Annotated in this window: 18 protein-coding genes; 6 read left to right on the top strand and 12 right to left on the bottom strand. The window is 50.5% G+C overall.

The annotated features are described in order from the left end of the window. Nucleotides 1-345: 345 nt before the first annotated feature. Nucleotides 346-711, bottom strand: coding sequence for a DUF3127 domain-containing protein (locus BEN30_RS16380; protein WP_069959481.1), 366 nt, complete (start codon nt 709-711; stop codon nt 346-348). 147 nt (nt 712-858) lie between these two features. Further along, nucleotides 859-1,068 (bottom strand): hypothetical protein, encoded by a 210-nt coding sequence (locus tag BEN30_RS16375; RefSeq protein WP_069959381.1) that lies wholly within the window; start codon nt 1,066-1,068, stop codon nt 859-861. Nucleotides 1,069-1,443: 375 nt separating this feature from the next. On the opposite strand from BEN30_RS16375, the gene BEN30_RS18740 reads away from it, so the two are divergent. The 3 genes from BEN30_RS18740 to BEN30_RS16365 all read left to right on the top strand — a co-directional run bounded on the left by BEN30_RS18740 (nt 1,444) and on the right by BEN30_RS16365 (nt 2,678). Next, nucleotides 1,444-1,614 (top strand): hypothetical protein, encoded by a 171-nt coding sequence (locus BEN30_RS18740; protein WP_170827101.1) that lies wholly within the window; start codon nt 1,444-1,446, stop codon nt 1,612-1,614. 70 nt (nt 1,615-1,684) lie between these two features. Next, a complete protein-coding gene (locus tag BEN30_RS16370; protein WP_069959380.1) occupies nt 1,685-2,056 on the top strand; it encodes a surface-adhesin E family protein in 372 nt (123 codons plus the stop codon). Between the two features lie 106 nt (nt 2,057-2,162). Continuing rightward, nucleotides 2,163-2,678: a hypothetical protein gene (locus BEN30_RS16365; RefSeq protein ID WP_139135096.1), complete on the top strand. Its 516-nt coding sequence runs from the start codon at nt 2,163-2,165 to the stop codon at nt 2,676-2,678. Nucleotides 2,679-3,105: 427 nt separating this feature from the next. Here the strand turns inward: BEN30_RS16365 and BEN30_RS16360 are convergent, their stop codons facing one another. The 8 genes from BEN30_RS16360 to pgl all read right to left on the bottom strand — a co-directional run bounded on the left by BEN30_RS16360 (nt 3,106) and on the right by pgl (nt 10,727). Then, the gene (locus BEN30_RS16360) at nt 3,106-5,229 is read right to left on the bottom strand and encodes an AAA family ATPase (RefSeq protein ID WP_069959378.1); all 2,124 of its coding nucleotides are present in this window, start codon (nt 5,227-5,229) and stop codon (nt 3,106-3,108) included. A 1-nt stretch (nt 5,230) separates the two neighbouring features. Beyond that, nucleotides 5,231-5,425, bottom strand: a complete 195-nt coding sequence (locus tag BEN30_RS16355; RefSeq protein WP_069959377.1) for a helix-turn-helix transcriptional regulator — start codon at nt 5,423-5,425, stop codon at nt 5,231-5,233. A 75-nt stretch (nt 5,426-5,500) separates the two neighbouring features. Next, nucleotides 5,501-6,241 (bottom strand): hypothetical protein, encoded by a 741-nt coding sequence (locus tag BEN30_RS16350; protein ID WP_069959376.1) that lies wholly within the window; start codon nt 6,239-6,241, stop codon nt 5,501-5,503. Further along, complete coding sequence (locus tag BEN30_RS16345) at nt 6,241-7,482, bottom strand: tyrosine-type recombinase/integrase (RefSeq protein ID WP_069959480.1); 1,242 nt, start codon at nt 7,480-7,482, stop codon at nt 6,241-6,243. Before BEN30_RS16345 ends, BEN30_RS16350 begins: the two co-directional genes overlap by 1 nt. Nucleotides 7,483-7,861: 379 nt before the next feature. Continuing rightward, a complete protein-coding gene (locus BEN30_RS16340; protein ID WP_139135095.1) occupies nt 7,862-8,464 on the bottom strand; it encodes a hypothetical protein in 603 nt (200 codons plus the stop codon). Between the two features lie 198 nt (nt 8,465-8,662). Continuing rightward, nucleotides 8,663-8,824 carry a ribonuclease HI gene (locus BEN30_RS18890; RefSeq protein WP_211563460.1) on the bottom strand — a complete coding sequence of 54 codons (162 nt, stop codon included), beginning with the start codon at nt 8,822-8,824 and terminating at the stop codon, nt 8,663-8,665. Between the two features lie 156 nt (nt 8,825-8,980). Then, entirely contained in the window at nt 8,981-9,871 is an 891-nt protein-coding gene (locus tag BEN30_RS16335; RefSeq protein WP_069959374.1) for a DUF6538 domain-containing protein, read from the bottom strand. A gap of 181 nt (nt 9,872-10,052) precedes the next feature. Further along, on the bottom strand, nt 10,053-10,727 hold the full coding sequence (gene pgl, locus BEN30_RS16330; protein ID WP_069959373.1) for a 6-phosphogluconolactonase: 675 nt from the start codon (nt 10,725-10,727) through the stop codon (nt 10,053-10,055). A 138-nt stretch (nt 10,728-10,865) separates the two neighbouring features. Between pgl and gnd the strand changes: the two genes are divergently transcribed. Then, nucleotides 10,866-11,774 carry a phosphogluconate dehydrogenase (NAD(+)-dependent, decarboxylating) gene (gnd, locus tag BEN30_RS16325; protein ID WP_069959372.1) on the top strand — a complete coding sequence of 303 codons (909 nt, stop codon included), beginning with the start codon at nt 10,866-10,868 and terminating at the stop codon, nt 11,772-11,774. 11 nt (nt 11,775-11,785) lie between these two features. Continuing rightward, on the top strand, nt 11,786-13,291 hold the full coding sequence (gene zwf, locus BEN30_RS16320) for a glucose-6-phosphate dehydrogenase (protein WP_069959371.1): 1,506 nt from the start codon (nt 11,786-11,788) through the stop codon (nt 13,289-13,291). Between the two features lie 8 nt (nt 13,292-13,299). On the opposite strand, the gene BEN30_RS16315 is transcribed toward zwf, so the two are convergent. Beyond that, the gene (locus BEN30_RS16315; protein WP_069959370.1) at nt 13,300-14,205 is read right to left on the bottom strand and encodes a D-hexose-6-phosphate mutarotase; all 906 of its coding nucleotides are present in this window, start codon (nt 14,203-14,205) and stop codon (nt 13,300-13,302) included. Nucleotides 14,206-14,836: 631 nt separating this feature from the next. Here BEN30_RS16315 and BEN30_RS16310 point away from each other — a divergent pair. Beyond that, nucleotides 14,837-15,319 carry a hypothetical protein gene (locus BEN30_RS16310; RefSeq protein ID WP_069959369.1) on the top strand — a complete coding sequence of 161 codons (483 nt, stop codon included), beginning with the start codon at nt 14,837-14,839 and terminating at the stop codon, nt 15,317-15,319. Between the two features lie 38 nt (nt 15,320-15,357). Here BEN30_RS16310 and BEN30_RS16305 read toward each other — a convergent pair whose 3' ends face one another. Further along, nucleotides 15,358-17,760 (bottom strand): PAS domain S-box protein, encoded by a 2,403-nt coding sequence (locus tag BEN30_RS16305; protein WP_069959368.1) that lies wholly within the window; start codon nt 17,758-17,760, stop codon nt 15,358-15,360. Nucleotide 17,761: the final 1 nt, after the last annotated feature.

Genomic DNA, 17,761 nt, shown 5'->3' with positions numbered 1-17,761 from the left:
CTATTTTGAACTCAACAAGATTCTTAAATATTTAAGGTCAAATCCCATTTGGCCTTCTGCCCTTCGGCGAGAATGGGGAGCCAAGGTCAACCTGAGGCTCAGGGGACCCGTCTGCAGGGAGCGTAGCGAACGAAGATGGGGTGGCCGCAGGGTTGAGCGCGGTAGGGGCAAAGCCCCTTAGCGACGGTCTATCGGATTGCAAAGGTATGTAATTTTTATCTAACAGGCCCTGTAAGCCCGAGCAAAGCCCTCTGAGAATCAACTGCGATGTAGAGGATATGGGGCTGGTGTGTTTAGCTAACGATTCCGTACGAGTCTCTGAGGCGGTTTTAGAGGGTGTTTGATTCAGAAGGGGATTTCGTCATCATCAAATGTAGGTGGTGGATTCGAGGACTGTGTACTGCCGTAATCCCCAGAACTTGAGAACTGTGTATCATCAGCCTTGCTGTCGCCCCGTGAAATCTTCCAGGCCTTAACGTCCGTATACCAGCGTCCGTTAAATTCACGGCTCTCCAGGTCTATTGAGACCATAAGTTTATCGCCCTGCTTGATGCCGAATTCATCGATTTTGTCACCCCAGACCATAAAGCAAATCTTCTTTGGGTACTGGTCTTCGGTTTCAAGAACATATTGTTGTTTGCGCCATGTACCCTTGGCGGACTGCCCTGATTTAGCTTCGAGGATTTCGATGATCTTTCCGTTAATTTCCATGGCAAATGTCCTAGCCTTAATAGGGTGTAGTTTGTTGAACACTGGTAGCCCGTGGTTTATCGGCTGTAAAGGATAAGGTCTTTACAGCCACTTTCTGGTGAAGTGTACAAAAAGACCAGGAACCGGAGGGCTCCTGGGTGATAGTGGTTACAAGTTTTCGAGAAGTTTGGCATGCTCGCGAATTTGCACTTCGCGAGCTTGTGCAACAGTATCATTTACCATTTCTCCAACACTTGCGAAAGCTTGGCCGTAAGGATTAATGCCCTTAGCAAATGTATGCAGACCTTCAGTGGATGCGTCAAAAACGCCCAAAAGGTTGCGGATGGATGCGAACAGAGCTTTGATGGTATCACGCATAAATAAGTCTCCTATAGGATAGCATTGTTGGAACCTGACCAGGCTTGCCTGGTGTGTGAAAGATCGTTTGCAGATTAGTCGGGGGGGGGGGGTGGTTTCCAATGGGGCTAGCCCAGCTGGTTATTACTGCACCCGTACCCAATTTTAAAAAATCGTCACAGGCAACAATATTTGAGTGAGCTGATAGCGCATAAAGACTACTTATAATTGGTGAAATTTGGTGTACGTTCGTGCCATTAGCATATATCTGCCAAGGGGGAACCAGATGAAAACGTCAATAATTACTGTGATTATTTAATATCCCTAGGGGGTATTAAAAAGCAACTTACTTCAAAGCATCATTTGTAATTTTTCTTACTGTAACTGGAGATATGCATGTATAGATTATTTTTCCTTTTAGCTTTATTGACTGCACCATTTGCAGCTACTGCTGGTTCGGCAGTTGATAGTTATCTTGATGGTGTAAATAAGGTTTGCGTTTATTCAGACGGATATCAAATTCGAATTGGTATTTCTGATCTTTGTCCTAATATTCCCGGACACTAGATGTATTTATAAATATGCGTATTTTTAACATCAACCGAAGCTGGTATTCAGGCAGTAAACGGGAAGCAGAATGAAAAAAATAACGTTAGCAATATTTATGGCTGTGATGTTTCCATCCACCAGTTTTGCTGATTGGTCAAAAGTGGGTGGTAATGATATTGGGGATACTTTTTATATCGATTTTGAGAGAATTAAAAAACAGAATGGGTATGTTTATTTCTGGGATTTGACTGACTTTTTACACCCCCAAGGGGGGGCACTCTCAGTGCAGGATTATAAACAGGCAGACTGTAAGTCGTTTAAGTTCATTCGTTTACATAGGCTTGCTCACACGGAACCAATGGCTAAGGGATCCCCTACTCCTTACACCCCTCCGTCAAAGTGGGAGCATCCTCGCCTAAAGTCAGTAGCTGGGGCTCTTCTAGAAATCGTTTGCAAATAATATTTTCGCCCCGTAGCAGCTTAATTCGGCTGCTTTTTGAGTTTTGCAAGCGGCTCTTTAGCATGATAAATTGAAGATAGTGTTTGTCGACTTTCCTGGGGGAACCATGAGAAGCTTTTACTACCGGGCAGTAATTCTGTCCGTTGCAGTAGTTATTATACAGGGTTCTGTGTGGTTGGTTGATAGATATCTGCTTTATTTAGTGTCGATGTTATCTATCAAATGTCAAACGTCAAACCCTTCATACGCTGCTAAGTTTGTTCCTGCAGGGCAAAACGAACGCTACTTCCTTATAAAAAGAAAATTCTATTCGGATGACCCTGCCGCTCTATTCCATCCAGCCACATACTCGGCATCCATAACAGCCAGCACTCGACATGATGACTTTGTATTGAGTGGTTGGTTAAGGGATGCAACAACCACCCACTATTATTTTGGATATGAAAATTTAGGATTTGAAAATTTTGTGATCAATAGACAAACTCTTGAAGTTATCGATTTTGGAAGATCTGAGGACATAGAACCAATCAAACTAAAGAACTGTGTTGATATTTCCATAGAGGAATTTAACGATGCCTCAGATCGCATGCTTGAGCAAATGAAGGCGAAGCAAAAGTTCTGATTGGTTATGGGGATTTTATTTCATTAAACATTAAGACGAAGGTCAAACCACGTTTGGCCCGCATGCTCATGGCCCATGCTATCGGCCTGAAGATCGCCAAGGGTGCATCTCTAGTGGAAGGAATAGGGTTTGCTTTGAAAATGCTGCAAATAACATCATTGAAGATGGTTTTAAACCTGAGCCTTGTTCAGCCGTAGGGACACTGGGATGTTAAGTGTCGCATCTAATGCCGAATGGCCAGTGCTTGATGATGTTTTAACATGGTATCTATGAAGGTGGGGCTGGGGATTCAGTTGGGGTGAGTCTGGAATATGGGGTGGTTTGTTACAGGGTGTTTTTTATTTCTTTTTGGTACACGAACCGTAGCGTACTCCACCCCCTACGGGGGTGGGAGTACGTACGGTTCGGTACTACCAATTGAAGTGTATCAACCATCTGCTCCAGGTTTTTCAACACCCTGGATATCTCCAAGATCAATTAGATCTTGGTCCAACACCCGCACAATTTTATCCTCATCAGACATTGCAATAACCTCGTCATTTATGAGCTTCGTCTTGAAAGAGTTGAATTCAGCACGTTTAGAGTTTTGGTTCGCACGGGTACTATTCTGGTATGCATATTCTCGCCAGTCGTCCAGGGAGATTTGATTGAAGATAGCCTGATTGGCTAAGGCACCCTTCAAGCTATGATAGGCGGCATTTGAACCATTGTTTGCGTCAGTCCCTTTGGCCTCTGAGACAAAATCGCCCCACTCGATAATGGCTGTTGTAACAGGGTCGCCATTGTCTTGATTGAGGCCATCCAATTCAATTGGAGTGAGGTTGAAGGTTCGCTTTGGGTATAACGGGCCTTCCTTATTCTTGGTCCCTTCAAATGTCCGTGGACCATTCTTAGGGGCCTTTAACAGAAACTCAAAATCAAGCGATGCATAAAAGGCACTGGCCCCGCGTGCACGGTTTGAATTATCTGAGCTGTGGCCTGTGTGGTGCATAATAGCGAAAGTACACCCATATTCGTCACGGACCTTATCAAGCTGTTTGATGAAATCGCCCATTGCAGTATTGCTGTTTTCTTCACCACACATATGTCGAGCCAAGGTATCAACGATCACAAGATCAATGCCTAATCCCATTTCTTCCAAAGCGGACAAGATCTCCTTAGCTCCCGCAGAATCCAAGGTAACCGTTTTAGCGCTGATGTGAATGCGGCCAGGATCGATTTGAATTCCAGTGCGCTGCTCCCACCCTTTGAAACGTCTGGCGATTCCATACTGGCCTTCTCCAGCCAGGTAAAGAACCGATCCTAGCTTGGCCCCTTTGTTCGCAAACTTAGTACCTGTTGCGACAGCACTAGAAATATCAACCCCCATGAAGCTCTTGCCTACTTCTGAAGAGCCAATAAAGCCCCCAATAGTATCGCGTTCGATTAGATCATCGATGAGGTAGTCAGGTGGTGCGAGATTTTTGGTTAGATCGGTGAGGTCGGTAAAGAGTTTGCCCGAATGTTCAGCTTTTTTGATTTTGGGCTTTAGTGCGTTTTGAACAGCCTCCAACCCGTAAATCTGATGATAATCGTTCCAATCGGTAGGCCTCCCATGTTTTTGAATATCTGGGCCTTTAAAACGTGGGTAAGCGACGGGAGCAGATAAAATTTCTGCTGCTTCACGGGCTTTTGTGATGCCTGGATTCCCAGATGTGAATTGGTCGTTATCAGCACAGATGACAAAGCGAGTTTCTGGATACGCTGTCTTTAACGACGTTGCGATCTTTGGAAGGTTGCCAGCATTAAAGGCTACGATGGTTGGCAAGTCTGTGGCTTCATGTAATGTTGCTCCTGTTGCATAGCCTTCGCAGAGCAGCATCAGCGGACCTACCTTGCCTATCAAGTATCCTCCGCCTGAAATTTTGCCGCCTGGGCGAAATTTCTTCTTGCCAGTGGCATCAATGCGTTGAAGTGACGATATTTTTCCGCCAATAAAGACCGGGATGATGAGGAGATTGTCGTTTGGGTGAATTTTTATGCCGTGGGCTTTCACACCTTTGGCTTTAAGGTATGGGTGGTCATCAGATGCATCATCAAGGGCATTCCATAATTCTTGGCATTTGTCAGCAATCTCAGCTTGCTCTGTGCTGCGCTTCTCATCAAGTTGCTTTAAAGATGCCTCCATGGCGGCTTTTATATCAGACTTTTGTGCCTGGCTGACACTTGTGCTCCCCACGGAATCCCAACGGTGAGTTTCACCTTTGCTCCAATCGCCATAGAAGGCATATGAATATGCTTCTTTGGTATGGCAAGCATACCAGCCTTTCTGGTCGCCAGTTTTATCAACATCAAATCGATGTATCTCGCCATTGGGGATAATTGAATCGGGCGATGCCTGAATGGTTTTCTCAATTTTTAGCAACAGTGCTTTGTAATCCGTAATGGCTGGATTTTGGATTGCCTGGTTAGGGGCTTTTTGGGTGCTCTGGTGCTCATCTTGTGCTATGATCTCGCTGTCAATATCGAGAGCCTCAGCATTTGCCTTCTTGGCGGTGGTGGGGTTTTCCATTTCAGGCTCTCCCCATTCGTTTATCAAGCCAGGCATCGATCTCCGATTTTTCCCATACCCTAATACCGGGGCTGATCATATAACCCGGGTTCAAGTCGCCTTCTGCTATCTTATGGTATAGATGCGCCCTGGACATGGCGGTGTAGTCGGTGAGTTGACGCATGCGCATCAGGCGTGGCTGGATTTCTTTTTTCATCGTTCGTAGTCCTATATCGTTTCAGGAAGTACGATGAATAAAGCAAGGTGGAGTAGGCGGATAATGGGTATAAATTTACGATTTATGGGCTAATTTTATCCCATTAACGATTGTATTGTCGGTGATGGACTCTGCGTTTGAGAGGTTGACCAAAGGGTAAACCGCTTTGACCAGGTCGAAGAATACCCCACTGTTATCCTTATTGTGGTGGCTGGTCGTTATGGTCGGCCAGTCTTTGTGCATCTCAGCCAGCTGCTCGATTAGCAAATACAGTTCAGCATGCCGCCCAATGTTCTTGTTCGTTAAATCTTCACGAACCTTAACTGCTGCGGTATTAAGGTTCCTTGCTTGCCGAATAAAATCATTGTCTAGCCCTTCGCCAGTGAGGTGTTGAGGTAGAACAAACCCTGCATGAGCCAACTGCCTTGAATGGTTCTCATGCATTTCATCCAAGACATCATTCAGTTTGCTCACAGCCTTCTGAAGGCGCGTGAAGAATTTCCGTTGATCATTGAGGTCTCCAGATGCGTCCGGGACGACACTGGACCTGGACATTTGGAACTCCAAGAGGGCAGCGTCAAGCTGTTGAAGGAACTCCTCTTTGTTGTCGAAAAGTGGGTTGCCCTTTCCGTTTACCCTAACCTTCTCGAAGACCTCCCCAGCGTAGGCGACATTTCCCTGAATGCTCAAACACTGAGATTGGAAGGACTTGGTCGAATGGTTTGGTGCAAATAACTCAGACGGAATGTCTAAATCTGGCATTTTTCCATGCAGTGGTGCGATGGGATTTGTAGGGGGCTTGTTTTGCGGGGCCATCAGGATACGTCCCTAGTCATAGTAATGACGTTGTTACGTTGATCTGCAACAAACTGCCCCCAAGATTGCATAAGAGACCTGCGCTTATCGAACAGATCACCACGGTTATAAGCCCTCTCTGTGGCATCCCTAATCGTATGTGCCAGAGCCCTCTCAATAACGCCATGGGGTGCGCTGGATTGTTCCTCGCACCAATCCCTGAATGATGACCTAAAGCCATGAGGCACATAGGCAGGGTGCTGGCCTCCTTTAACGTATCCCATCTTACGCATCATGGTCAGCATTGCCATGCCTGAGAGGGGTCTGTTATGCCTGTTTCCTGCAAAAACAAAGTCGCTAAATCGTGGGACTGATTCCAAGATGCCGATCATCTTATCGGTCAATGGAATACGGTGTTCAGATCCAGCCTTCATACGGCTAGCTGGGATGGTCCAGGTCTTGTTCGCTAGGTCGATTTCATCCCATGTGGCGTTTAGCACTTCACCTGATCTGCAGGCTGTGAGGATAAGGAATTTAAGGGCTTTGACTGAATTTCCGTCTTTGTCTTTAAGGCCATCGTAGAATGCTGGCAGGTCCTGATAGGGCAAAGCTGACTGATGATTCTCATTGCCACCATTATTCAGCTTTTTAACCTTGTTCGGGGAAGGGTAGATCTGATCAAGATTACCTGACCACCTGGCAGGATTTTCTCCAGTTCGGTATTTCATCGCTGTAGCCCAATCTAGGACTCTCTCAATGCGCCCCTGAACACGTTTGGCGGTTTCGGTCTTGCTGGTCCATATGGGCGATAGAATGGCCTGTACGTCTTCAGTTGAGACATCTGAGACCAGCTTCTTACCAATCTTTGGCTTGGCGTAGGTTCTGATGGTGGAAATCCATTGCCTAGCATGTTTCCTGCTTTTCCATTCATGGCGGTTGGTTAAAATGAACCTTGCTGCTGCTGAGGTGAAAGTGGGCATCACTTTACTGGCTTCTGCTTGTTGCTTGTCCTTTTGATCCAAGGGATCAATGCCCTGAGAGAGCCATTGCCTGTACTGGGAAGCTGTTTCGCGGGCCATAGCAAGTGAAACTGTAGGATAAGATCCTAGACCTGCCTTTCTGGATTTGCCGTTAAGCATATAGCGAAACGCCCAGACCTTGGTTTCACGTCTGATTAGAAGCCAAAGGTTTCCGCCATCATTGAGGTCCTTGCTGGCGTTCTTGATCTGCTTATCCGTTAGGCGGTGGATTCCTTGTGCCATTGCTAGCCTCTTTGATGTGGGGTACAGGTTGGGGTACAAAATGGAGTACAAATTATACCCTGATAGCATTGGACAAAGATAGACAAATATGTATATAACTTACTGATAATTATATAACATATATACGAATATGATCTAATTAAAACATTACTTTAGCGGACGCCCTCTCCGCCATAATCACGAAGACCCCGCAAGTCCTTATTAATAAAGGGTTTGCGGGGTTTCTCATTTCTGGTTACCACCTATATTTACCACCTACATTTTACCGATTATGCTTAAATAGACCATCCCAATAAGAGACATCTGTGCCCAGGTCTCTTCCGTGTGTCATCGGCATCAAATCATTGCTCTGATGATGTTCCAGTAACAGTGCTGGAAGTTAACCTCCTATTGCGGCATGAAGCTGGTCACTAATCTGGAGCCGTTCGGCGTTGGCTCGTGCCTCGAACTCATCGAACCGCCCCTTGTCAGGGTTATTCGCAATCCTGCTTGCGAGCGCACGGATATCCTCGCCTTCCGCCAACGGGGCTGACAGGTTTATGCCCAAGCGTGTTAGGGGCTTCTCTCCAACACCTTCTTGGAAATCGGCAAGCATCATCGTGCAGATAATAAGCGCCTCACGCCGATTTTCGTCTATATCAGCCCGCGCTTCGTTGAGCATTGCTTGAAGAATGTCCTCCTTCGGATGGGGAAGGGCTGACACATCACGGATTTCATCGCCAATCGAGTTCTCGGCAATGTAGTCAGCATAATCCCCGACGATGTCCAAGGCGGGGGATGATACCTGACGAGATGATTTAACCTGTTCGACGTTTGTATATTTGCGAGCAAACCCCTTGCATACGAACGCCACAACGGTGGCAATGATTAGGGGCTTGGCTGGACCATCATTCATCATCAGCTGATAGAGGTAATACACTGAAGCAAAGCTGGCGATTATCGAACCCCAGCCGAACAGGCCACCAATCAGTTCACGGTTCATTATCGCCCCCTTATTATTCATCGGCTCCCCCTATAACTTATTGTAAACCACAAGATTTATAGACGACTTTGTGGTAAATATATGGTTGAGATACTCAACGGGAAACAATCTTCAATCAAGTGCAATTTTAAGTTATGGTGTTCTTGTTGTTGTGAAGAATGGTTGGTGGTAGCTACGGTTGCCAGCCACATATTGAGATTACAAGGTCTCTTTACCCAACACAAAAGTATCCGGAAACGATAAAGCCCCAACCATACCACAAGGGATGCGACCTTGTATCACGACCCCCAAGCCACCGGGGCCGGGGTTGCCGCTGCAAGCACCATCGGTATGAATGATGATGTGTGTTTGTTCTGTCATAATCGTGTCTTTCTTCGAAATACTGGCCTCATGCCAAACTGGCTGATGAGGCAACGTGTTGAAAATTCATTTGGTTCGCGCTCAGTCGTTTTCTGCTGGTTTTTCAGGCTACTGCCGGGAGCCGCGTTGACTACAAGTGTTAAAATTTAACAGCACTCAGAAATCACTATGGTAATCAACAGGTTCCCAAGTGTTTCCGCCCTTCATTTGGTCCAGTGCCTCGGTCAGGGAACACAGTTCCTCGATTCGAGCACCTGACCACATTGCCAGCGTTATCAGGTCCACAAGTTTCGTGTCTTTTTTCTTCTCAGCTTCAGCACGAAGCTTCACCACATCCCCAGCACTGAAGGGAACGGTTTCGTCCTGCTTAGATGCTTTGCTTGATTTGGTACTGAAGCCAAGATTGTGCAAGGGTTCGTATTCATCACTCACAACCTCGACAGATTCCAAGTAGGACCAATAGCTTCTCAGGAATGATAAATTCTTGGTGATGGTCTTCAGCTTCAATCCGCCTTCGCCCATCAACCCAACACACCAACGCTTCACGGCCTTCTTTGTGATGGTGTCGAGTGTAGGGAAGACCACGGCGAACCGTTCGACCTCACGGCGCTTCATGTCTTTTGTCTTGGATGTATCGGAAAGGGAAGCCAGCCATTCATCAATGTATTGATCAGTGGGAATGAGTTCACCAATGATCGTTTTGTACATACGAACCCCAGCGCCTTCCTCTTGAAGTTCAAGCTTCTCAGCAGCTTCAACAGCAAAGTCCCGAATGATGGTTTCCTCATCTTCAGTGGTCGTGGTGGATAGGGCATGTTGCCAGAATTTAATGTCCTGAAGGACCGAATCGTCGGTTCCCGTTCTTGCCGCTTCAATCTTTCCCTTCCACGTCGCAATGAGAGGTGCAGCACGGCGGCGGGCAATTGCCTCGCTGTCAGTTTTAAGGGTTTCCTTGAACCGGGCCTTTCCAAAATGCCCCCGTAAGTCCTTTGGAATTTCGAGAACTGCATACCACTTGAGGTGCTGTTTAAGGATGTTTTTAGTCATTATTACCACCTATGTTTACCACCTACAATGTAGGCATTTTGACAATAAACACAATGCTTTAAATGACTTAATCCGTAAAGACGGAGTGTCCCGCCCTCTCCGCCATAATCACAGAAGCCCCGGAAGTCCTTGCCATGCAAGGGTTTGCGGGGTTTCTTATTTTCTGGGCACAAACAAATCATCACACCGCAAAATCCACCAACACATCGACGCCAGCGGCCGGCTTAATGGCGGCGGCAGGAAGTGGGTCTCCCTTTTGCCAGGCGGTGACGGCGGGGATTTTGGCGGTTCCGGTGATCAAAAACACCACTTGGCGGGCGTTGGACAGGCGCTGGGCGCTCAGCGATACGCGATGAGGTGGGGGTTTGGGGGCGTTGGAAACGGCCAAGGCGGCGGGGGCGGTTTGGGTTTCGCCCCAATCTTGGCCCGGAAACAGGCTGGCCGTGTGGCCGTCTTCGCCCAGGCCCAGCAGCACCAAATCAAATGCGTCCACGCCTGCTAACGTTTGGCTGTAGGCGCGCGCCGCCGCTTCGCCGCCCAACTCAGCGGGAATGACGTGCACGTGGGCAGGAGGAATGGCGAGGTGATCCAGCCAGGCGTCGGCGGCCATCAAGCTGTTGCGCTCCGTGTTGTCTGGGGGCAGGCATCGCTCGTCGCCGAAATAGATGTGCCAAGCCGACCAATCGGTCGTCAAATCCTTCAGCGCGCCATAGACCCGCTGGGGCGTGCGCCCCCCCGCCAGGACAATGTGAAATGCGCCCCGCTGGGTCAGAGCCGTCTGAGCGGCGTCCTGGATCATGTTCAGGGCAGCGTGCTCTAGATGAGCGCCGTCCGTGAAGCTGTGCCAGCGTAACATTTGGGAAACTTGAGCCGTGAACAAAATAGGCGCATCATCCTAAAACTTAAGAGGTTAAGAGGGTTCTTATACACCGCTTAAGGGGGTGATTCCAGCTTCACGCGGACACGCGGGCACAAGGACAGAGGGAGACGCAGGATGCAGTTTGCTATGATTGGCTTAGGCAAGATGGGCGGCAACATGGTGCGGCGTTTGCGCCGCGCGGGGATCGACGTGGCTGGCTATGACCGCGACGCCCAGGTGGTGGACGGTCTTGTCCAAGATTGCGCCATGGTCGGGGCCACATCCGTTGAAGACGCGGTGTCCAAACTGTCCGCCCCGCGCATTGTCTGGCTGATGGTGCCCAGCGGTGAAGCAACCGAGTCCCAAATCAAAGCCTTAGCCCCGATGCTGTCCAAAGGCGATATCATCATTGATGGCGGCAACTCCAATTACAAAGATTCTCAACGCCATGGTGCTTGGTTGGCGGAACACGGTATCGGCTTTATGGACGCGGGAACGTCCGGCGGCGTGTGGGGTTTGGACAACGGCTATTGTCTGATGGTGGGCGCAGCACCCGCCGTGGCCAAAACCGTCGAGCCGTTCCTCAAAGCCCTGGCTCCGGCCCCCGACACGGGCTGGTCCCATGTTGGCCCGGTGGGTTCGGGTCACTTCACCAAAATGATCCACAACGGCATCGAGTACGGCATGATGCAGGCCCTGGCCGAAGGGTTGGATCTGCTCAAAGGCAAAAAAGAATTCGACCTGGATTTGGGCGAAGTCACCGAGCTGTGGCGTCATGGATCGGTGGTGCGCAGTTGGTTGTTGGACTTAACCGCCGAAGCGTTGAAGGGTGATCAGGATTTAAAGAGCGTTGCCCCATACGTTGCCGATTCCGGCGAGGGCCGCTGGACGGTGATGGAATCTGTCGAACAAGGCGTCGCCGCACCGGTGCTGACCTTGGCGTTGCAAATGCGCTTCGCCAGTCAGGATGAAGAAGGTTACGGATTTAGGCTGTTGTCGTTGATGCGCAATGCCTTTGGCGGTCACGCCGTCAAAGCCAAGTGAGGAACTGACCCATGAAAACCCTCGCCCCGTGTACCTTGATGATTTTCGGCGCCAACGGCAACTTGTCCCGGTTGAAGCTGATCCCTGCGCTGTTTCGCTTGGAGCAGGCCAACGTGTTACCGGAAAAGATGGTGATTCTGTCCGCCGGATTGGAAGAACGCAGCCGCGACGAATGGGTCGGTGAAGTCGAAGGCATCATCAAGGCCAAGTACCCCAAAGGCTACGACAAGGCCACGTTCGAGAAGTTTAAAACCCGTCACCAGTATCACGCTACGCCCATTGGCGACGCCGAATCCTATAACCGCCTCAAGGTGCTTTTGGACGAAGACGCAAATTACCCCACCGATGTGGTTTTTTACATGGCGGTGCGCCCGTCTGAGTTTCCCGTCATCATCGATGCGTTGGGCAATGTCGGCTTGCTCAAACAAACCGCCGGGACTCGGCGGGTGGTCATTGAAAAGCCCTTCGGCTATGACCTGTTGAGCGCTCAAAGCTTGCAAAAGAGCCTCTACAAACACTTAAACGAGCCGCAAATTTTTCGCATCGACCACTATGTCGGCAAGGGTACGGTGCAAAACGTGATGGTGTTCCGCTTCGCCAACATGCTGCTGGAACCGTTGTGGAACCGGCACTACATCGATCACGTGCAGATCACCCATTCGGAAAATTTAGGGGTTGGTGGACGCGCCGATTATTACGAAGGCTCCGGCGCGTTGCGCGACATGATCCAAAGCCATTTGATGCAACTTTTGGCTCTGGTCGCCATGGAACCACCGGTGTCTTTGGCTGCCGAACATCTCCGGGATGAAAAGGTCAAGGTGCTCAAAACCATTCGTCCCATTTCCCAAAGCGCGGTGCATGCCCACGCCTTTCGCGGCCAATACGCCAGCGGTACGATTGATGGAAAGCCGGTTCCGGGCTACCTGGAAGAAACCGGTGTTGCCTCAGATAGCACCACCGAAACCTATGCGGCCATGAAGGTGTTTATCGATAACTGGCGCTGGTCCGGGGTGCCGTTTTACCTGCGCACCGGCAAGCGCATGGCGGAAAATGCATCCGCCATTATGATCCGCTTTAAAAACCCGCCCCAAGATTTGCTCCGCGCCACCCGCCATGAACCGCCGCGCCCCAACTGGATCATGTTGGGCATTCAGCCAGACGACTGCCTGAAGATGGAAATCCAGGTGAAGATTCCGGGCCTTGAGCTGCAAACCCGCACCATCAGCCTGGACGCCACCTATCGCAAAGAAGGCGAGGACGAGTACGATGCCTATGAAGGCCTGTTGTTGGACGCCATGGAAGGCGATCATTCGCTGTTTTTGCGCTTTGACGAGGTCGAATGGTCTTGGCGCGTGGTCGATCCCATCTTGAAGGTGTGGGCCATGGAACGCGATTTCATCAACACCTACAGCGCCGGGTCCTGGGGGCCACGGGGCACCTATCGCCTGTTTGATCGGGAAGACCAGTTCTGGCGTCATTCCCTAAACGTCAAAGGCGGCGATTTGGAAGCGTATTAGACCGTCGATTACAGCTGGGATAATGCGTATGTGACGCCCAGGCTATGTTCGCCACCGGCGGCCACGTCGATGATGTCGGGTCCGGCGTTGGTGGATTCCACGCACAGCATGATCTTATAATCGTCATCACCCAAATCGCCCATGGAGGCCGCCGTGGCAGCCCAGGGGTTCCATACCACGGCGCTGGCGCTGCCCCGGGGCGTGATGGTGATGCACCGACTTAAGGCAGCGTCTTCCACCTGCAACATGCCGCTGACGCCCGTGTAAATACGGTCGGTTTCGCCATCGATTTTGACAGGTCCGTGCTGCACTTTTTCGACGCCGCCGTCCATTTTGTCGATGTAGGTCGTGCCGTCCAACCCAATCACCTGAGCCTTGGCAATATCGCCGACAGCCAAATAGGTGTGCAGGGCTTGGGACAAGGCAAACGCCGTGGTGCCGGTGTTGCGGGTGATGAGAGCCACGTCCAACGTCTCACTGATGGTGACGCAGAGCTCCAATTCAAAAGCCTGATCCCAGATGGCGCGGGTCTCTTGGGTGTCGTGTAGCCCCACGTGCACTTGGATGCGGCCGTCGGAAAGTTCTTCGGTGGCCAACAGGTTCCACGGTCGATTGCGCACAAAGCCGTGACCGGGGCGGCCTTTGCCCTCGGGGTCCGGGCCGAACCACGGCCAGCAAATGGGCGCACCGCCTTTGATCGCCTTGCCCGGCGCATAATAAGCGGTGTCGCTCAAGAACATCAGATCGGTGCTCTGTCCGGTGGGCTTAAACGACAACACCTGACCGGCATAAAGCGAAATGCGCGCTTGAGCCTTGTCGGTGGTGATGTCAATCATCGGCAAACCGCCGGGGCCTTCGACCACACACACGCGTCCGTCGATGGCAAATTTGGTGTTCAGGTCTGCGGCATTCATGGTTTTTCCCCCCGGTGAGATCTGTCTGGTGCGTTCCACGCGGAGCGCATCGATTTAAGGGGGGAGCAATAGCCTAGATTTTCGCAGGACGCCAGCGTGTCGTCGCTCCTGCTGTCGGGCTTTATGTTTCCGTTTCGCGGCATGCCCCTAGCGCCAGTACCAAGGTTGTGGACGCTCAGGGCGGTAATTGATGTGGTGAACGCGCCGCGATTCCACATACACAACATTTTTGCGGTCCATTTGTCGGGCTATTATTCGATCACGCTAAGCGCGCGGACCGGCAACGTCTGCGCCATTGACAATTTGCCATGTCCCCATCCGGTTGACGACACGCGGTGCCATACGCGCTTTGCTCCACACCCTTTTGGGCCGTCATTGACATGATGTTTTCGGGCAATAATCGCATCCCGCGATACGGGTTTCACCTAACTCTCTGATATTCTTATTGATACGGCATGTAAAAAAACCCACACTAAAGTGTAGACAGGGAGACTTGAGTTTTGTATTGTGCACTGCAACATAGCAACGGCTTTGGCGAGTTTCTGGGACGTGTTCAGAATTGACGCTTCCGGCAAGGCTTAAGCTCAACGGCTACGACTGTAATCAGAGCACATGAAAGCGGACCTCCCCCATGACTCCCCTCTCTTTCGATGCCCTCTCGTCTACCAGCACGCTGATTGAAGCCCAGGGCGATGAGCATATTATTCAATTACAAGCCCAACTGAAAAAGGCGCAAAACCATGCGCTGTTCGGCGTCAAATCCACCCACGTTCAGGCAGGGATTCATCTGCGCGACTATTGTGAAAGCTCCGGCAATATTTATTTAGGGGCCGAGACGTTTGATGATTACGCCATTCATTACGTGAAAAAGCGGTCCATGGACTGTCAGGCGTGTTCCAACACCCGCGTGGTGGTGTTGGGCTTGGCGGTGCTGGGTGCCTTGGCGTACACCGTCCCCCAAGTGCTCAATTCCAATCCGTCAGGGGCTGTGATCGTGTTGTTTGTCGGCGCGGTGGCGTTTTTACCGCCGGTACTTTTTAACAACATGCGTTTGCTCAAAAAGATTTTTAAAAAGACGGTTCAGCCGCACCACCACTATTCGGCGGCTGAATAACACCCTTGCCCGTTCGGGCAAGACGGTTCCGAATGTGCCTAGTGCACGATTGGGATTTTCTTGTCCACGTGATCACCGGACACAACCGCCAGCTCCCCCCCGGCGTTTTGGTCCGGTGATTTCACTTGTGCCTCATGTGCTTGAGGCACAAGATCGATGGAGCGCTGGCTGGGAAATTGCACCATAACCGTTGTGCCGTGACCCAGGCGGGAATGGATTTCCAAAAACCCCCCGTGCGCTTCGACCAAGCTTTTTGTCAACGGCAGCCCCAGGCCCGTGCCTTCGTATTTACGCGCCAAAGTGCTGTCCACCTGGCCAAATTGCGACAGGGCCGTTTCGATGCCCTTTTTGTCCATGCCGATGCCGGTGTCTTCGACCTCAAAACACAGCCCGCCGTCAGACCCATGCTGCACGCGCAACGTCACCTGACCCCTTTCCGGGGTAAATTTGACGGCGTTCGACAGCAAGTTCAGCAAAATTTGTTTGATGCGCCGTTCGTCACCCAGAAAGCCGGGTATATCGTTATCGATGTGCAGGTCTACCGTCACGCCCGCAGCATCGGCGCGATGCTGAATCAGCTTCATGCTCTCCTTCACCAGATCGATGATGTCCAAGGGCTCTGGGCGCAGCTCCATTTTGCCCGCCTCGATGGCGGATACGTCCAATATATCGTTGATCAGGTCCAACAGATGGTGGCCGCTGTTGTAGATGTCTCGCACATAACTTTCATAACGGTCATGACCCAAGGGACCAAACACACTGGACAATATGGAATCTGAAAAACCGATGATGGCGTTTAAAGGGGTGCGCAATTCATGGGACATATTGGCCATCAATTCGGACTTTGCCCGGCTGCCCAACTTGGCTTGCTTGGTGGCCTCGCGCAGCCGAATTTCCCCAGCTTTTCGAGCGGTTATATCTTCATGGGTGGCGACAAAATGGGTTATCTCACCGCACTCATTTTTTACCGGCGCAATCGTCGCATAGGCCCAAAACGTTGTGCCGTCCTTGCGCACATCTTTTAACTCTCCGCGCCATGCTTTGCCGGAATTGAGCCTTTTCCACATTTCATTGTGAACTTGGGCAATGGTGTCCGGGGATTTGAGCAGGCGCGGATTGCGCCCGAGAACATCGTTGAGGGTGTACCCGGTAACGTCGGTAAATTTTTCATTCACGTACGTGATGTCGCCGTTTCGGTCGGTGATGAAAATCATCGAAGGGTTTTGCTGAATAGCGGACGACATTACCGCTAAGTCTTGTTGGACCTTGGCAATAGTCCGCTCGACTTCGTGCTCTTGGGTGATATCCGTGCCCACCCCCCGATAGCCTATAAAGTCTCCGGTCTTGTCAAAAATGGGCTTGCCACTGATGCGGAAGTCCCTTTCATTTCCCTCTTCAGATAAGATCTTGTATTCAAAGTCGCGAAAGGCGCGATGGTTTTCCAGGGTGTCCAAATGCGCCCGCCAGGCTTCGGAGGTACAATCGTCAGACGTGATGTCTTGGCGCCGCTGTCCAATAATGTTTTGACGGCTATCTTCGCCCAGTGGCAAACCTTTGCCGTTTAAATAGGTGAAGCGGAGATCTGAATCCATTTCCCACACCCAATCGGACCCGGCGTCAACAATGTCGCGCAGGCGAGCTTCGCTTTGTCCCAAACGTTCTGCCGTCCAGCGGCGCTCTTCCGCTTCTATGGTGAGTTCCTGGGTACGTTGGAGCACGCGGTTTTCAAGTTCCCTGTTGAAACGGTTCAACTGGTCATAAGATTTATACAGTTTCACCTGCATCTCATTTAACGCCTCTGCCAGCTGATCTAGCTCATCGGGCTGACCGCTAAAGGGCTTGCGCACCAACGTCAAAGGCTCAGGGGTAGCGGTGAAATCCAGTCGCCGGGCAAAGGCCGCCATATCGCCCAAATGGCGGGTCAACAGCCAATACACAACACCAAACATAAACGATCCAACCAAAAACGTTTTGATGGCGTTGGCCACTAAAATCAAACCCACCCGATCCCAAATGCGCTCATAAACCGCAGCCAGGCTGGCAACGACTTCCAGCTTGCCGATGGCCAAATGTTGATCGCGGAATGTATAGCTTAAGGGATAGACTTTATGAATGAACTGCTGATGCGCTTGCAAGCCGGCACTGGCCAACACAACGTCATTTTGGTCACGCACTACGACGTAACGAAAATCGGGCAATTCGGCGATGCCGGTGACCTGTAAATTCAAGCGCCCGACGTCAGCTTGCCAGACGTTTTCGCTGATGCTGTCCAGGTAGCTGCGTTCCACCAGTTGAAAGTTTTTTTCAATGGTGCTCAGGTCGCGGTCGTATTCCGATAAAAGCTGTACGCCCGTCGTTATCAACGTGATGAGCGAACTGAAGAGAACCAGGACCTTAATCAGCTTCCAAGCAATTTTATTTTGGTGCCATGGACGTTTCATC

The sequence above is a fragment of the Magnetovibrio blakemorei genome, assembly GCF_001746755.1.
Lineage (GTDB): Bacteria > Pseudomonadota > Alphaproteobacteria > Rhodospirillales > Magnetovibrionaceae > Magnetovibrio > Magnetovibrio blakemorei.
Note: the sequence above shows the minus strand (reverse complement) of the source record. Positions and strands in the feature narration are given on the sequence as shown.

Bases quoted from the DNA above. Each gene is read 5' to 3' on its own strand.
- BEN30_RS16360 (WP_069959378.1), bottom strand. From the start codon at position 5,229: ATGGAAAACCCCACCACCGCCAAGAAGGCAAATGCTGAGGCTCTCGAT.
- BEN30_RS18740 (WP_170827101.1), top strand. From the start codon at position 1,444: ATGTATAGATTATTTTTCCTTTTAGCTTTATTGACTGCACCATTTGCA.
- BEN30_RS16355 (WP_069959377.1), bottom strand. From the start codon at position 5,425: ATGAAAAAAGAAATCCAGCCACGCCTGATGCGCATGCGTCAACTCACC.
- BEN30_RS16315 (WP_069959370.1), bottom strand. From the start codon at position 14,205: ATGAATGCCGCAGACCTGAACACCAAATTTGCCATCGACGGACGCGTG.
- BEN30_RS16305 (WP_069959368.1), bottom strand. From the start codon at position 17,760: ATGAAACGTCCATGGCACCAAAATAAAATTGCTTGGAAGCTGATTAAG.
- BEN30_RS16335 (WP_069959374.1), bottom strand. From the start codon at position 9,871: ATGACTAAAAACATCCTTAAACAGCACCTCAAGTGGTATGCAGTTCTC.
- BEN30_RS16310 (WP_069959369.1), top strand. From the start codon at position 14,837: ATGACTCCCCTCTCTTTCGATGCCCTCTCGTCTACCAGCACGCTGATT.
- BEN30_RS16380 (WP_069959481.1), bottom strand. From the start codon at position 711: ATGGAAATTAACGGAAAGATCATCGAAATCCTCGAAGCTAAATCAGGG.
- BEN30_RS16375 (WP_069959381.1), bottom strand. From the start codon at position 1,068: ATGCGTGATACCATCAAAGCTCTGTTCGCATCCATCCGCAACCTTTTG.
- gnd (WP_069959372.1), top strand. From the start codon at position 10,866: ATGCAGTTTGCTATGATTGGCTTAGGCAAGATGGGCGGCAACATGGTG.
- pgl (WP_069959373.1), bottom strand. From the start codon at position 10,727: ATGTTACGCTGGCACAGCTTCACGGACGGCGCTCATCTAGAGCACGCT.
- BEN30_RS16350 (WP_069959376.1), bottom strand. From the start codon at position 6,241: ATGGCCCCGCAAAACAAGCCCCCTACAAATCCCATCGCACCACTGCAT.
- BEN30_RS16365 (WP_139135096.1), top strand. From the start codon at position 2,163: ATGAGAAGCTTTTACTACCGGGCAGTAATTCTGTCCGTTGCAGTAGTT.
- BEN30_RS18890 (WP_211563460.1), bottom strand. From the start codon at position 8,824: ATGACAGAACAAACACACATCATCATTCATACCGATGGTGCTTGCAGC.
- BEN30_RS16370 (WP_069959380.1), top strand. From the start codon at position 1,685: ATGAAAAAAATAACGTTAGCAATATTTATGGCTGTGATGTTTCCATCC.
- zwf (WP_069959371.1), top strand. From the start codon at position 11,786: ATGAAAACCCTCGCCCCGTGTACCTTGATGATTTTCGGCGCCAACGGC.
- BEN30_RS16340 (WP_139135095.1), bottom strand. From the start codon at position 8,464: ATGAACCGTGAACTGATTGGTGGCCTGTTCGGCTGGGGTTCGATAATC.
- BEN30_RS16345 (WP_069959480.1), bottom strand. From the start codon at position 7,482: ATGGCACAAGGAATCCACCGCCTAACGGATAAGCAGATCAAGAACGCC.